Below are 14,090 nucleotides of genomic sequence, written 5' to 3'. Positions count from 1 at the left end.
TAAACTAGTCCCGGTTCCAAGGTCTTCGGCCTCTGGAACGCCAATCAAGGGGCTTTGGCGCAGTTGGTAGCGCGTTTCCATGGCATGGAAAAGGTCAGGGGTTCGAATCCCCTAAGCTCCACCATAAGGTCAGTACTTGAACCCTGACCCTTTGAATGATCGTTCACGGCACCGGCCTTCGGGCAGGTGCCGTTCTCGCGTTCCCGGTCCGGGTAGTCACGCAAGGGAGTGATGCTGCCGGTGGTCGCGCTTTGGGCGTTCGTGGCGCGCTGGTCGGCGTCGGTGTCGACGTGCAGCCGGGTGAAGCAGATCGCGTTGAGCGTCTGCCGGTCTTCCTCGACCAGCGACTCGTAGAGCCCGCGCGGGTCCGCCAACATCTCCAGGAACGGCGCGATCAACTCGGCGGCCTGGTCGAGTCGCGGTCGACCGGTCTCAGCAAGTTGAGCGTCAATCGCGGCGCGCTGACTCGCGATATCGCGGATCTTCGCGGTGAGTTTCTCGGTCGGCCAGTCGGGGTGCCCGAGCAGTTCGAGGATCTGGTCTTCGAGAGCGTCCTGGCGGGCGCGTTGGCGTTTGAGGTCGCGCCGCAACGACTGCGCGGTCCGCTCATCGGTGCTGGCGACACGTTCGAGTCCTGCCCGGTCCGCGCGACCTCATCGGCCCCCAGCGCGATGGTGGCGTAGTGGGCGGCGACGACCGGCACCGGTGCCGACGCCGCGTGGGACCAGGTCTACGGCGGCGAACTCGCGAAGGAGGGCACCAATTACTACATCGACTTCGCCAGCACGCTGGCGAATGCAGCCAACAGCGCTAATCCCGGCAGCGACACGGTCGCGGTCATGTACCTCGGCTACGATGCGCCGAATAACCTCGCCTACGCTTCAGGCCCCGGATTCGCGGCACGCGGTGCCGAAGGGCTCGCCGATTTCACCACTGGTCTCGAAGCCACTAACCAGGATGCACCCAACATCACCAACATTGGCCACCGCTACGGCGCCGTAGCGGTGGCGCAGGCCGACCAGTACGGCTCGGGGAGCTCTGCCGACTCGGTTGTCCTGATCGGCGCACCGGGCCCCGGCGAGGGCATCGACCATGCGAACGACTTCCGCGTCGGCGAGGACAATGTCTATGTGCTCAACACCGATGAGGACCCGATCAATGCCGCAGGTATCGCCGGGATCCACGGTAGCGATGTCACCGATCCCTCGTTCGGGGCGACCCGGCTGGATGCCGGGGAAGGACAGCACATGAGCTACTTCGACCCTCAAAGCGATGCGTTCGGAAACCTCGTCGAGGTCATCACTGGCAACGCCCAGAATGCGACCCCGCACCAGTAGGCAAGGATCCCATGACCGAATCAGTATCCGAGGCACGACCGTCGGGCCGTCGACTCCTCGTCCTGGTCATCACGCTGACTGCCGTCTGCGGATTGCTCGTGCTGGTCCCTGCCCTCGTCCTGGGCTGGATGAGCGGATCCTCCGTCAACCCAATCCCACCCAAGTCCACCGTTGCCGACGCCACCGAGGAAGTCGAGCGTCTCCGCGATCCGATCATCGAGGACATCCAAGCCCGCGCTCCGCTCAACTCCCGACCCGAGATCGACTATGCGACCCGAAAAGATCTGGTCGAGGGCCCTTCCTCATCGACCGAAGACGTGAGTTGCGGAATCAGCCTGATCGCACACGGATTCAGCATCACCTCCACGACGTACTTCAGCAGTCCGGAACAGCCCGTTCTCGAACTGCTGCTGATCACCGACATGGCACTGTCAAATGCGGGGTTCGCCCACACCCGGGAAGCGACGGTCGAAGAGGTCACCGCCGAAATCGGCGCGTACATCGAAGGGGGAGCCGAAGGGCCCCGGCCTCAATCCCTGCACTACGAACTCGACTCCACCGACATGCGGGCAACGCTCCGATACGACGCCCCCGGAGAACAACTCGCACTCATCATCCACGGCCCCTGTTACCGACAAAGCTGAGATCAATACGCCGCCGTTCCAGGTATCACAGGCTCGCTGGCGACATCCGTAGGACCGACCTTTTCCTCAACAAATCAAGTTCCCTAGTAGACAGAATGCTCATGAAATCGCCCATGTGTCGACCGATACAGGTTGGTAGATCAGCTGGATATTTTGGGAGTCGACACCGGCACTCCAAGTGCGTTTCCCCAGGTCAATAGATTACAAGAGGAAAGACATGAAAAGGTCAGAGGTTCGAATCCCCTAAGCTCCACGAGCGGACGTACGGAATTTGAGGGATCATCATGTAGATGATCCCTTGTTTCTTGCTTTGCGACGCATGTCATTGCAGGGGCGACATGATCGTTACCGAAGATGGCGGTGGGGTCGAATCATCTGGCCTCTCAACCCACCGGCAGCAGAGGGCGGTTAGCGGTCGGTGAGTTTTTCGAGGTGGTCGGGGTAGCGGGCTCCGAGCACGGTGATCCGGTCGGCGGCCTCGCCGATCTCGGCCAGGTCGGCCGCGGTGAGTTCGACTTCGACTGCGCCGAGGTTCTCGGCGAGGCGCTCGGGCCGGCGGGTGCCGGGGATCGGCGCGATCCACGGTCGCTGTGCGAGAAGCCAGGCGAGGGCGATCTGCGCGGGCGTGGCGTCCTTTCGGGCCGCGATCGTCTTCAGCAGGTCGACCACCGCCCCGTTGGCCTCGCGGGCCTCGGCCGCGAAGCGCGGCATGGCGTTGCGGAAGTCGCCCTCGGCGAACACGGTGTCGGCGGTGATGGCCCCGGTCAGGAAGCCTCGGCCGAGCGGGCTGTAGGGGACGAGGCCGATGCCGAGTTCTTCGAGGACCGGCAGGATCTCCTCCTCGGGGCGCCGCCACCAGAGGGAGTACTCGTTCTGGAGGGCGGTGACGGGTTGGACGGCGTGGGCGCGGCGGACGGTCGCGGCGGCGGCTTCGGAGAGCCCGAAGTGCAGCACCTTGCCTTCGGCGATGAGGTCCCCCACGGCGCCGGCGACGTCCTCGATGGGGACGTCGGGGTCGACGCGGTGCTGGTAGTACAGGTCGATCCGGTCGGTGCCCAAGCGCCGCAGGGATGCCTCGACGACCTCGCGGATGTGCTCGGGCCGGCTGTCGAGGCCGTTCTGCTGGTCTTCGGGTTTGATGTCGAAGCCGAACTTGGTGGCGATGACGACCTGGTCGCGGACGGGCGCGAGGGCCTCGCCGACGAGTTCCTCGTTGACGTAGGGGCCGTAGACCTCAGCGGTGTCGAAGAAGGTGACGCCCTGGTCGACGGCCGAGCGGATGAGGTCGATGTGGTCGCCGCGGCTGCTTGTGGAGGGGCCGTATGACTGACTCATGCCCATGCAGCCCAGGCCGATCGCCGAAACGGTGAGGCCGTTGCCGAGTTCGCGTTGTTGCATGTTCGCCCTTTCGAGGAAGATCTGATACCGGCATAGAGGTGTTGCGGACTTCAGGTGGTCAAGTCTCCCGTCTTGAGAGCTGTGGTCACACCGCGGTCGATGAGCAGGTCGGTTCCGGTGATGAAGCCGGCGTCGCCGCCGAGGAGGAACACGGCGGCCATGGCGACCAGGGCGGTCCCGGAGACGATGTGGAGGTTCTGGCCGAGGCTGTTGCGGTGCCAGTGCGTGCGGGCGCCGGGTGTGAACCTGACCAGGCTCGCGCGCAGCCGTGACGGCTCCCGGTTCGCGCAGATCGGGCTGATATGGACCGAGCCGGTGAACCAGTCGGCGGGCCCGGGTGGCGGTGGGTCGGGGCTCGATGCACTCCATGGCCTGCTCCTCTAGAACTCGATCATGACCTTGAGGGCTTCGCGGTTGTCCATGGCCGCGTAGCCTTCGGGGGTCTGGTCGATGCCGATGGTGCGGTCGAAGACCTTGCCGGGGTCGACGGTGCCGTCGAGGACGCCCGGCAGGAGCGGTTCGATGTAGGCGCGCGCGGGCGCGGGGCCGCCGGTGAGCGTGAGGTTGCGGCCGAAGAACGGCCAGCCGATCTCGCCTTCGGTGTACTGGGGAACGCCGACTCTGGCAATCGTGCCGCCGTCGCGGACAACGCCGAGGGCCTGCTCATACGCGGGCATGTGCCCGACCGCTTCGAGGACCTTGCGGACGCCCCGGCCGCCTGCGAGGTCGCGGACTTTCGCGATGCCCTCTTCGCCGCGTTCGGCGACGACGTCGGTGGCGCCGTATTCGCGGCCCAGGTCGGTGCGGGCCTTGTGGCGTCCCATGAGGATGATCTGCTCGGCGCCGAGCTGTTTCGCGGCGAGGACAGCCATGAGGCCGACCGCGCCGTCGCCGATGACCGCGACCGCATCGCCTTCGCCCACGCGGGCGCTGCGGGCGGCGTGCCAGCCGGTGCCGTACACGTCCGAGAGTGTCAGCAGGGAAGGCAGGAGCGGCGAGTCCTCGGTGATGCCGGGGACGGCGACGAGCGTGCCGTCGGCCTGCGGTACCCGGATGGCTTCGGCCTGGGCCCCTTGCGTCCCAGCACGCGGGTCGTTCCAGAAGCCGCCGTGCAGGCAGGAGGTGTGCAGGCCCTCGCGGCAGAACTCGCAGGTGCCGTCCGACCAGGCGAACGGCCCGATCACGAAGTCGCCCTTGCGGATGCCGGTGACCTCGCTACCGGTGTCCTCGACGACGCCGATGAACTCGTGGCCCATGGTCGTGCCGGCCGGCGTGTCGGCCAGCGAGTGGTAGGGGTGCAGGTCGGACCCGCAGATGCACGAGCGCACCACACGCACGATGGCGTCGGTCGGCTCGCTGAGCACGGGGTCGGGGCGGTCTTCGACCCGGACGTCCCCGGCGGCGTACATGAGTGTGGCCTTCATGAGTGGGCTCCTTCTTGCTTGCGGTGGTTCAGGACCTGGTGATGGCGTCGAGCTCGTCGGCGACCTGCGCGGGCTCGTAGGCGAGCGGCAGCGTGTCGGGGTCCCGGGCGCCGTCGAAGGCGCCTTCCGGATCGGCCTCGAGCGCGGCGAAGAGCGGCTCGAGGTCGTCTTGCGCGGGGCCGGTCTCGGCAATCAGCTCGAGTGTTTTACGTTCGGCCCCACGAGATGTCAGGCTTTCGACAAGGACGCGGGCGATCTGGTCGCGGGCGATCGCGCCGTCGGCGGGCGAACCCGTGCGGCGAGTGTCGCCTTGGAGGAACACCAGGCGGTGCTGGTCGGGCTCGTTGTAGTCGAACCAGGCCGGGCGCACGATCGTGTAGGCGTTCCCGCTGCGGCGCACAAGCCGCTCGGAGCGGCGCTTCCAGTCGTGGACCTGGGAGGATCGGTTGTAGGCGCCGTCGTGGACGGTCACGCCGATCGCGGTCATCAAAGCGATCCGCACCGGCCGGCGGCCGGTCGCGGCGAGCGTGTCGCGGACGATGCCGTAGTCGATCCTCTCGGCCTCGCCGGGACCGCCGTGGGAGCCGTGCGTGAACACGACCGCGTCCACCGACTCCAGCGCGGCGGCGAGCACCGCGGGGTCGGTCCCGTCGCCGACGGCGAGCGCGGCCGCCTCGGGCAGGATCTTCCGGGCGCGGTCGGCGTTGCGTACGAGCGCGGTGGTCGGGTGTCCCGCTTCGAGGCTCTGGGTGACCACATGGCGGCCGATGCTGCCGGTGGCGCCGATGACCAGCACGTGCATGGTGTCGAGTCCTTTCGTGAACCCCTTGGCACCGGCGAGGCCGGTGCCGGGTCGGGTCAGGCTTCGGGGATGGCGCGGCCGAACGCTTCGAGCGTGACGTCGGCCGGGTCGGGGCCGCCGCGCACACCGGTGTCGAGCCCGTCGATGGTCTTGATCTGCTCGGCGGTGAGCGTGAAGTCGAAGACGTCGAAGTTCTCGGCGATGCGGTGCGCCTTCACCGACTTCGGGATCGCCGAGCGGCCTTCTTGGAGGTGCCAGCGCAGCATGACCTGCGCCGGGGTCTTGCCGTGCGCCTCGGCGATGCCGTTGATCGTCCGGTCGTCGAAGACCGAGCCGGTGCCGGTGTCGCGGTAGGCGGTGATGCCGCCGATCGGTGACCAAGCCTGGGTGAGGATGCCGCGGTCGGCGTCCGCTCGCTGGACGTCGGGTTGGGAGAAGTAAGGATGGACCTCGACCTGGTTCACGGCCGGGACGACGCTCGCGTGCTCCATGAGCCGTTCGAGGTGGTCGGGCATGAAGTTGGAGACGCCGATCGCGCGGACCTTCCCGTCGGCGAGCAGGGTCTCCAGGGCACGGTAGGCCTCGATGGTCGTGTCGAACGCGGTCGGGAGCGCCTGGTGGAGGAGGAGCAGGTCGAGGGTCGCGACGCCGAGCTTGCCGGCCGATTTGTCGAAGGCGTGGAGGGTCTGGTCGTGGCCGTAGTCGGAGATCCAGACCTTCGTCTCGATGAACACCTCGTCCCGGTCGATTCCGGATTCGGCGATGGCCTGGCCGACCTCGCGCTCGTTGCCGTACGCGGCGGCGGTGTCGATGAGCCGGTAGCCGGTCTTCAGCGCTTCGGCGACCGCGGCGCGGGTCTCCTCGGGCGGGGTCTGGAAGACCCCGAAGCCCAGCAGGGGCATCCGCACGCCGTTGTTCAGTTCCGTGTCCGCGTGGTGCTCGCTCATGGAATCGACGCTACGGGCGATTCGCAGTGCCCGGGAGGGACTGTTGTTACTCCCTTACCGTTCACGTTCGCCGGCGCGGCCCGCCCTGTCGGGATCGGCTCGGTCGACGCTGGCGGCCAGGCTGCCCAGCAGCGCGAGTCGCTCGGCGCTCGGCGTCCCCGGCGCGGCCGTGTACGCCGTCAGCCGCAGTTCAGGGCTCGCGGGCAGGTCCATCGCCTCGTAGGCCAACTCCAGGTCGCCGACGTCGGGGTGGCGGAGGTGCTTGACGCCGGTGCGGTGGAAGCGCACGTCGTGGGCGGCCCAGCGGACGCGGAAGGCGTCGGAGCGGGTGACGAGTTCGCCGATGAGGTCGGTCAGTGCCTTGTCGTGCGGGTGGTGGCCCGCGATGGAGCGCAGGGAGGCCACGTTCTGGTCGGCGATCAGCTCCCAGTCGGACCAGAAGTGCCGGGCCGCCGGGTCGAGGTAGAGGAACCGGGCGGTGTTGCCCCGGCCTGCGGGACTGTCGAAGACGGGCGCGTACAGGGCCCGGCCGAGCGCGTTGGCGGCGACGATGTCGCCGGGTTGGTTCTGCACGGTCACGGCCGCGCCGCCGACGGCGTCGATGAACTGCTGCAATCCCGGGCGGAGCGGGCCTTCGGCGGGCTTCTCGCGGCGTCGGCGCGCTCCGGGGCCGGCGGCTGCGGCGAGGTCGTGGAGGTAGGCGGTCTCGGCCTCGTCCAGTTGAAGGGCGCGGGCGAGCGCGTCGAGGACCTCTGGGGAGACCCCGCGCAGGTCGCCGCGTTCCATGCGCACGTAGTAGTCCACGCTCACCCCGGCAAGGAACGCCACTTCCTCGCGGCGCAGCCCGGGGACCCGACGGCGGGACGACCCGAAGACCCCGGCCCGGTCCGGGGTGAGGCGGTCGCGTCGCGATTTGAGGAACTCGGTGACGTCTCGGCTTCGGTCCATGCCTCCACCGTACGACCGCTGCCGCACGCGAGGGAGGTACTGGCGTTACCGGGAAACCTCGTCGGCGCAATCGCCGGGCCTTCCACACTGTCGTCCCTGGGCGTGTTCCTCGGTCCGGCGCTGCGCCGCTGCCCACCGAAACCTGGACCCGGTCAAGCCGATGTGGACGACCTGGCCGCGCTGCGGGTGTTCGGTTCGTTCCAATTGCGGTGGTGGAGGAGTCGGAGTCCATTGAGGCCGACGACGACGGTGGAGAGTTCGTGTCCGGCGACGCCGATGATCAGCGGGAGGTGGCCCAGGAGGTCCCAGGCGGTGAGGACGGCGATCACGGTGGCGGCGAAGGCCAGGTTGACGTGCGCGATGCGCCTGGCCTTGCGGGCGAGGTCGATCAGGGCGGGCAGGGCGGTCAGGCGCTGGTTGGCCAGGATGACGTCAGCGGACTGGAGTGCGAGATCGGAGGCGGTGCCGCCCATGGCGGCGCCGACGTGCGAGGCCGCGAGCGCGGGGGCGTCGTTGATGCCGTCGCCGCAGTAGAGGGTCCTGGTGCCGGCGAGTCGGTCGGCCTTGTCGCCGGGCAGGAGCGCGGCCTCGACGTGGCGGATACCGACGACGCCCGCGACCCGTTGTGCGGCGGCGGCGTGGTCGCCGGTGAGCAGGCGGGCCTCGCCGTCGAGTCGTGCCCCGAGCGCGGTGATCGCCTGAGCGGCTTCGGGTCGGATGGTGTCGGTCAGGCCGATGACGCCGATCGGGCGCTTGTCCGCGACCACGACGGCCACCGTCAGCCCTGCGGTCTCCAACGCGGCCACCGCGGTACGTGCGGCGGTGTCGTTCGCGGCGTCGTCGAGGAGGATCGGGTGGCCTACCTGGACCTCGACGCCGTCGATGCGGGCGCTCACGCCGCGGCCGGGGATCGCCTGGAAGGACTCCGCCGCACCAGAGTCGCCGATCCTGGCGAGGACGCGGCCGATGGGGTGCTCGGAGCGGGCCTCGGCGGTCGCGACCAGGCGGCGCAGATCGGCCTCGGTCCCTTCGAGGACGGCGATCCGCTCGACGTGCGGGGTGCCGTTGGTGAGGGTGCCGGTCTTGTCGAACGCGGCCCGGTCGACCTCGCCGAGGCGTTCCATCATCAAGGCGCTCTTGACGAGCACGCCGCGCCTCCCGGCGAGGGCGACGGCGGCCAGGAGCGGGGGCATGGTCGCCAGGACGATCGCGCAAGGACTGGCCACGATCATGAAGGTCATGGCGCGCAACAGGGTCGGCTCGAACGCCGCGCCGGTGGCCAAGGGGATCGCGATGAGCGCGAGCGTCGCGGCGACGACGGCCAGCGAATAGGGCTGCTCGACCCGCTCGATGGTGAGCTGGGTCTTCGACTTGGCTTCGGAGGCCTCCTCGACCTGCCGGGCGACCCGGGCGAGCACCGAGTCCGCGCTGGAGCGGGCCAAGCGGACCTCCAGGGCGCCGGTGCCGTTGACCGTCCCGGCCAGAACCGGGGAGCCGACCGCTTTGCGGCCGGGCAGGGCCTCGCCGGTGAGGGTCGACTCGTCCACTTCGGATTCGCCTGCGGTGACGGTCCCGTCGGCTGGGACGCGGTCGCCGGGGCGCACCAGCACCAGGTCTCCGGGGGCCAGCTCGGCGGCGTCCACGGTCTCCTCACGCCCGCCGTCGAGCCGGACCGCCCGGTCGGGGGCGTGTTCGAGCAGGGATCGGACGGCGTCTGCGGTGCGTTCGGTCAGGACCGCTTCGAGGGCGCCGGAGGTCGCGAAGATGACGATGAGCAGGGCCCCGTCGAACCACTGCCCGATCGCGGCGGCGGCCACGGCGGCGATGACCATGAGCAGGTCGACCTCGAAGCGCGGCTTGCGCAGTGCGGTCAGGCCCTCCCAGGCCGGGCCCCAGCCGCCCGCGGCGTAGCAGGCGAGATAGGCGGGCAGCCACAGCCACATCGGGGAGCCGGTGAACTGAGCGACGGCGCCCGCGGCGAAGAAGGCGAACGCGGTGGTGGCCCAGCGGACGTCGGGCAGCCGGAACATGGAAGCGAACATGCGAATCATCGTATATTCGCAATTACGCAGATATCAAGATGGGGTAGGCTCGGCCGCATGCACGAGGGGCTGCCGGACTTCACCATGCCTGATGACGAGCAGGCGCGCGTCGCGGCCGACGCGCTGCGGATGCTCGCCGATCCGACCCGCCTCAAACTGATGTGGGCGCTGCTCCAGGGCGAGGAGAACGTCGCCTGCCTCGCCGAGCTCACCGGCGCCCGACCCACCGCCGTGAGTCAGCACCTCGCCAAGCTCCGCCTCGCCGGCCTCGTCAACACCCGCCGCGAGGGCACCTTCGTCTACTACACCGCGGCCGACCACCACATCAAACCGCTGCTGGAACAAGTCCTCTCACACGCCTCGCACACCCTCGGCCAGGATTCGGACCACCAGCCCTCAAAGACCTGAAACCGCGGCCGCGGATCGTGGCTCAGGGCTCGTCCGCGGTGATCCGCTCGAGGCGGGCTTCGATGCCGTCGAGGAGCAGCTCGATGCTCGTGTCCAGTTGCCTTCGGTCGAAGCCGACGATGCCGGTGTCCGTCAGTCGTTTGAGCACGGGCAGGTCGGATCCGCCGCTGTCGCTGAGGGCCTGTTGTATCTCCGGCACTTGGGGGTGCCCGGTGGGGCGCTGGGCGAGGACGCGTTCTCGGGCGATGCCGCCCGCGAGCGTCGCGAGCGCGGCGAGGCCGCGAGCGGCGGTCTCGTCGTCGAGTCCCGCGTCGATCATGATGCGCAGCGTCTCCTCGACCGGCTCCAGCAAGGCGATATCGGTGCCGTCGAGCCGCACGTACGCGCCGAGTCCCCTCGCGGCGAGGACGGCGTCGTGCATGGAGAGGGCGAGGAGCCGGCAGGCCTCGCGCCAGTGCGCGCCCGAGGGGATCGTCACCGGAGCGAGATGTACCGAGAAGGCGTCGCACGCGACCAGTTCCCGGAGTCCGTCGAGGTCGGAGACGTAGTGGTGGATGGCGGCGCGGTCGACGCCGAGTCGGTCGGCGACCGCTTTGATGGTGATGCCCTGAGTGGGTAGCGCGCGTGCCGCTTCGGCGATCCGGGCCACCGTGAGACCGGCTCGATTGCCTCGACCCCGGCGTCCGGCAGCCTCCCGCACGTTCTTCCCTGGCATGCAGCCACTCTATGCCGAACGGCTTGATTTCACGAACGTGAATTACTACGATCGGAGACCGAACTGCCCTCACATCGAGTCCACACTCGAGCGCCTCGGCCTGTCACCCCACGGAAGGAGCCACCATGGCGATTCCTCGTCGGCTCGCTGACGGCGTCGCCCGGCTCGCGCAGCGAGCTCCCGGCGGTCCCCGCCTGGCGGCCGAGATCGCGTTCACGGAGTTCCCGGCGATCACCGAGGAGATCATGGTCCCCACCCGCCACGGCGAGATCCGGGCCGTGCGGTACTCCCCGGCGGGCGACGCCGCGGGCAGAGGCGTGTACATCAACCTACACGGCGGCGGGTTCGTGCTCCGCCACCCGGAGCAGGACGACGCGATCTGCCGCTACCTCGCGGCCAACGCCGAGGTGACCGTGCTGAACGTCGACTACACGCCCGCCCCGCAGTCGCGGTACCCGGGCCCGGTCGAGCAGGCGTACGACGTCGCCGTCTGGGCGGCGGCCGCCGAGCGCCCTTGGGACGGCGGCAAACTCGCCATCGGCGGGCAGTCCGCCGGAGGCGCCCTCGCCGCCGGTGCGGCACGCCTCGCGCTGGACGACGGCGCCCCCGATATCGCGTTGCAGGTGCTGATGTACCCGCCGCTGGACCTCACCGTCCCCGCCGCGAGCAAGAAGGCGCCGGGCAAGGAGACCTTCCTTGTCAGGATGGGACCGATCTTCGACACCGTCTATTGCCCCGACCAGAGTCGACGCCGCGAGCGACTCGTCTCGCCCGCCGGGAAAGAGGACACCGCGCCGCTCACCGGCATCGCGCCGGCCCTCGTCGTCACCGCTCAGCGGGACATCCTCCGCGACGAGGGCGCGCGGTACGCCGCACGGTTGCGGGAGGCGGGCGCGCTCGTCGAGCATCTGGACCTCCCCGATGTCGGACACGGCTTCAACCTCCTCGGCGCGTCCCGCGATGTCGTCCTCTCCGTCTACGAACGGATCGCGCAGGCGACCGTGGACGCGTTCGGCGCAGTGTGAGCCGGGAGCTATCCGATCCGCGAGAGCGCCTTCTCGACAGCGACCTCGACTCGGGACGTCATGTCGGCCATGTCGACGGGACGGCGCCCGGCGACCTGGCGACTGATCCACTTCGGCTGGCTTTCGTCATGGTGCAGCAGGGCGTACAGGTCCCACCACGGGTCGAGCCGTGCTCCGGCGATCGATTCGTAGCGTGTCCGAAGCTGCTCCGACCACTCTGGCGAGTAGAGCGCCGCCAAGTATCGTCGGCAGTGCCCGACGTCGATCGCGCGTGACCCGCGATGGACGGCGTTCCAGTCGAGCAGACCGGTGATCCTCCCACGTGACCACAGCATGTTCACGGGCAGGAAATCGCCGTGCAGGAAGACTGCACCGTCATCCGGCGGCGGTGCCGCCATGACCTCGAAGGCGGCCCTCCACACAGCGGGGTTCTGCGCGCCGGCCGGGACCTGGAGCTCGTCCAAAGGGGCGATCCACGAGTCGGTCCAAGGTCTGAACGTCGTTGCGGGGAGGTCCAGGGAGTGGAGCAGCGCGGCCAGCTCCGCGATCCTCGTCATCCACGACCGAGGCGCCGCCGGGTTGAGGTCGATGTGTCCCGGCAACCGTGACATCAGCAGCGTCGGCGCATCTCCTGTCGAGGCACCGTCGGTGTCAGCGGCCAGGATGGTCGGGACGGGGAGCCCGCTGCCCGCCACCACACCGAGATTGGCGATCTCCTCTTGCAAGCTCGCCTCCAGGCCGAGCCCGCCTGGGTACTGCCGGAGTACGACGTGAGTTCGTACCCCGCGTCGTTCGACGGTCAACCGATGCACTGCGGAGGAGACGCCGCCGGTCATTCGGCGACAGTCGACGACGCGGCCGCCCCGACCCATCGATGCCGCGACCCAGGCGAGCGTCTCCACCGAAGGCCGGCTTCGCCTGAACTCGCCTTCCCTCCAGTCGAGGCCTGTCATGAGCGGGAGCCTATTTCATCCGGTGCTCGCGGCCGCAATCCTCTCGGTCGTTCACGCTGCCGTGGAGATCGGACGTTCTTGGGAGTAGCAGCACCGCGAGGGTCATGACCGCTGCTGCGATGACCAGTGCTGCGCGGTTGCCCGTCCAGGTGGCGACGACGCCGCCGATGAGCATGAAGACCGGTTGGCTGACCGTTGTCGCGAAGGACCAGAGGGTCGCCACTCGCGCCTGGAGGCTCTCCGGTGTCCGCAATTGCCGGTAGGAGGTCATCGCGGAGTTCGCGATCGAGGTGAAGAACAGCATCGCGCCGAAAGCGAGGCCGCAGAGCACCAGGCCGAGGGTTCCCGGCATGGATGCGGCGATGAGGAAGTACCACGGTCCGCGGAGAACGCCGGTGATCCAGAGAGTGCGGATGGGTCCGAATCGGCCGACGGCGCGGCGGACCAGGCGGGCGCCGATGAATCCCCCGATGGAGGGGACGCCCATGAGCAGCCCGTACTCCCAAGCGCTGAACCCGAGGTCGCGCAGGTAGAAGGCGGTGGAGATCGGGAAGGCCATGCCCGAGGCGCCGGCGAACACGATCCAGTTGAGCAGGATGCGACGCAGCGGCCGGTCGTGCCTGACGAAGTCGAGACCGCCGAGGACTTGCCGCAGCTTCGGCTCCTTCGGCCGGCGCTGCGGAGGCGCGGGCTCGGGGGTGCGGATCCTGCTGATGGCGAACGCGCTGAGCAGGAACGAGCAGGCATTGAAGACGAGCGCGCCGGTCGCGGTGACGGCCGCGATGATGACGCCGCCGAGGGATCGGCCGACGGTCAGGCTGGCCCAGGTCGTCGACTCGAGCCGGCCGATCGCGTCCACGAGTTGATCGGTGCCCACCAGCGCCCGCAGATGCGCCTGGGAGGCCGAGGCGAACGCGATCTGGCAGACGGCGTTGAGCACGGCGACCGCGCACAGCTGCGCGAAGGTCAGAAGGTCGAACAGGGCCGCCGCCGGAATCGTGATGACGGTGGCGAACCGGATGACGTCGGTCGCGATCATCATCGGGCGCTTAGCCCGGAACTCGACGTAGGTGCCGAGCGGGAATGCGAACGCCGCCACCGCGATCGCGCTGACCGCGGCGAGGATCGACAGTTCCAGAGTCGAAGCGTCGAGGACGGTGACGGCCACCAGCGGGATGGCCACGGCGCCGATGTCGGACCCGAACTGGCTGATGGCACGCCCGGTCCAGAGCCTGTTGAAGTCGGCGTGCCCTCTGACGCTGGCCTGCTCTGCGGACACAGTGCTCCTAACAGGAACGACGGATGGGGCGGGGCGGTTGAGGTTGCACCGGCTGCGGCGACTCGCCGGAACGCGTTCACCCGGGATGAGGCCGGAGCACACCATATATGTTTCGGGCAAACCTGGCGCGCGATTTCGACGGCACTCGCTGCCTTCGGAATTCTTCAT

14 protein-coding genes and 1 tRNA gene are annotated in these 14,090 nt (G+C 68.8%); 6 read left to right on the top strand and 9 right to left on the bottom strand.

The window, feature by feature from the left end:
• The first annotated feature begins 48 nt into the window (after nucleotides 1–48).
• From IF12_RS0117340 to IF12_RS0117325, 4 genes are all read left to right on the top strand, one after another.
• Nucleotides 49–124: transfer RNA gene (locus tag IF12_RS0117340), tRNA-Ala, on the top strand.
• Between the two features lie 31 nt (nucleotides 125–155).
• Nucleotides 156–683 carry a hypothetical protein gene (locus tag IF12_RS0117335; protein ID WP_133884078.1) on the top strand — a complete coding sequence of 176 codons (528 nt, stop codon included), beginning with the start codon at nucleotides 156–158 and terminating at the stop codon, nucleotides 681–683.
• An 87-nt stretch (nucleotides 684–770) separates the two neighbouring features.
• Entirely contained in the window at nucleotides 771–1,337 is a 567-nt protein-coding gene (locus IF12_RS0117330; RefSeq protein WP_081913696.1) for an alpha/beta hydrolase, read from the top strand.
• Between the two features lie 11 nt (nucleotides 1,338–1,348).
• On the top strand, nucleotides 1,349–1,981 hold the full coding sequence (locus IF12_RS0117325; RefSeq protein ID WP_030160593.1) for a hypothetical protein: 633 nt from the start codon (nucleotides 1,349–1,351) through the stop codon (nucleotides 1,979–1,981).
• A gap of 408 nt (nucleotides 1,982–2,389) precedes the next feature.
• On the opposite strand, the gene IF12_RS0117320 is transcribed toward IF12_RS0117325, so the two are convergent.
• The 6 genes from IF12_RS0117320 to IF12_RS0117285 all read right to left on the bottom strand — a co-directional run bounded on the left by IF12_RS0117320 (nucleotide 2,390) and on the right by IF12_RS0117285 (nucleotide 9,542).
• Nucleotides 2,390–3,379 carry an aldo/keto reductase gene (locus tag IF12_RS0117320; protein WP_030160592.1) on the bottom strand — a complete coding sequence of 330 codons (990 nt, stop codon included), beginning with the start codon at nucleotides 3,377–3,379 and terminating at the stop codon, nucleotides 2,390–2,392.
• A 380-nt stretch (nucleotides 3,380–3,759) separates the two neighbouring features.
• Nucleotides 3,760–4,803, bottom strand: a complete 1,044-nt coding sequence (locus IF12_RS0117305; protein WP_030160588.1) for an alcohol dehydrogenase catalytic domain-containing protein — start codon at nucleotides 4,801–4,803, stop codon at nucleotides 3,760–3,762.
• Nucleotides 4,804–4,831: 28 nt separating this feature from the next.
• The gene (locus IF12_RS0117300; RefSeq protein WP_030160586.1) at nucleotides 4,832–5,605 is read right to left on the bottom strand and encodes an SDR family oxidoreductase; all 774 of its coding nucleotides are present in this window, start codon (nucleotides 5,603–5,605) and stop codon (nucleotides 4,832–4,834) included.
• A gap of 56 nt (nucleotides 5,606–5,661) precedes the next feature.
• Nucleotides 5,662–6,552 (bottom strand): aldo/keto reductase, encoded by an 891-nt coding sequence (locus IF12_RS0117295; RefSeq protein ID WP_030160585.1) that lies wholly within the window; start codon nucleotides 6,550–6,552, stop codon nucleotides 5,662–5,664.
• 54 nt (nucleotides 6,553–6,606) lie between these two features.
• A complete protein-coding gene (locus IF12_RS0117290; protein ID WP_030160583.1) occupies nucleotides 6,607–7,500 on the bottom strand; it encodes a helix-turn-helix domain-containing protein in 894 nt (297 codons plus the stop codon).
• 152 nt (nucleotides 7,501–7,652) lie between these two features.
• A complete protein-coding gene (locus tag IF12_RS0117285; protein WP_051704530.1) occupies nucleotides 7,653–9,542 on the bottom strand; it encodes a heavy metal translocating P-type ATPase in 1,890 nt (629 codons plus the stop codon).
• A gap of 57 nt (nucleotides 9,543–9,599) precedes the next feature.
• Here IF12_RS0117285 and IF12_RS0117280 point away from each other — a divergent pair, with 57 nt between their 5' ends.
• A complete protein-coding gene (locus IF12_RS0117280; protein WP_030160580.1) occupies nucleotides 9,600–9,950 on the top strand; it encodes a metalloregulator ArsR/SmtB family transcription factor in 351 nt (116 codons plus the stop codon).
• A 22-nt stretch (nucleotides 9,951–9,972) separates the two neighbouring features.
• Here the strand turns inward: IF12_RS0117280 and IF12_RS24320 are convergent, their stop codons facing one another.
• Nucleotides 9,973–10,665, bottom strand: coding sequence for a TetR/AcrR family transcriptional regulator C-terminal domain-containing protein (locus IF12_RS24320; protein ID WP_081913695.1), 693 nt, complete (start codon nucleotides 10,663–10,665; stop codon nucleotides 9,973–9,975).
• A 125-nt stretch (nucleotides 10,666–10,790) separates the two neighbouring features.
• On the opposite strand from IF12_RS24320, the gene IF12_RS0117270 reads away from it, so the two are divergent.
• Complete coding sequence (locus IF12_RS0117270; RefSeq protein ID WP_030160577.1) at nucleotides 10,791–11,690, top strand: alpha/beta hydrolase; 900 nt, start codon at nucleotides 10,791–10,793, stop codon at nucleotides 11,688–11,690.
• An 8-nt stretch (nucleotides 11,691–11,698) separates the two neighbouring features.
• On the opposite strand, the gene IF12_RS0117265 is transcribed toward IF12_RS0117270, so the two are convergent.
• Nucleotides 11,699–12,643 carry a phosphotransferase family protein gene (locus IF12_RS0117265; protein WP_030160575.1) on the bottom strand — a complete coding sequence of 315 codons (945 nt, stop codon included), beginning with the start codon at nucleotides 12,641–12,643 and terminating at the stop codon, nucleotides 11,699–11,701.
• A 10-nt stretch (nucleotides 12,644–12,653) separates the two neighbouring features.
• Nucleotides 12,654–13,922 carry an MFS transporter gene (locus IF12_RS0117260; RefSeq protein WP_197034774.1) on the bottom strand — a complete coding sequence of 423 codons (1,269 nt, stop codon included), beginning with the start codon at nucleotides 13,920–13,922 and terminating at the stop codon, nucleotides 12,654–12,656.
• Nucleotides 13,923–14,090: the final 168 nt, after the last annotated feature.

This window comes from Glycomyces sp. NRRL B-16210 (assembly GCF_000719515.1).
GTDB lineage: Bacteria > Actinomycetota > Actinomycetes > Mycobacteriales > Micromonosporaceae > Glycomyces.
Note: the sequence above shows the minus strand (reverse complement) of the source record. Positions and strands in the feature narration are given on the sequence as shown.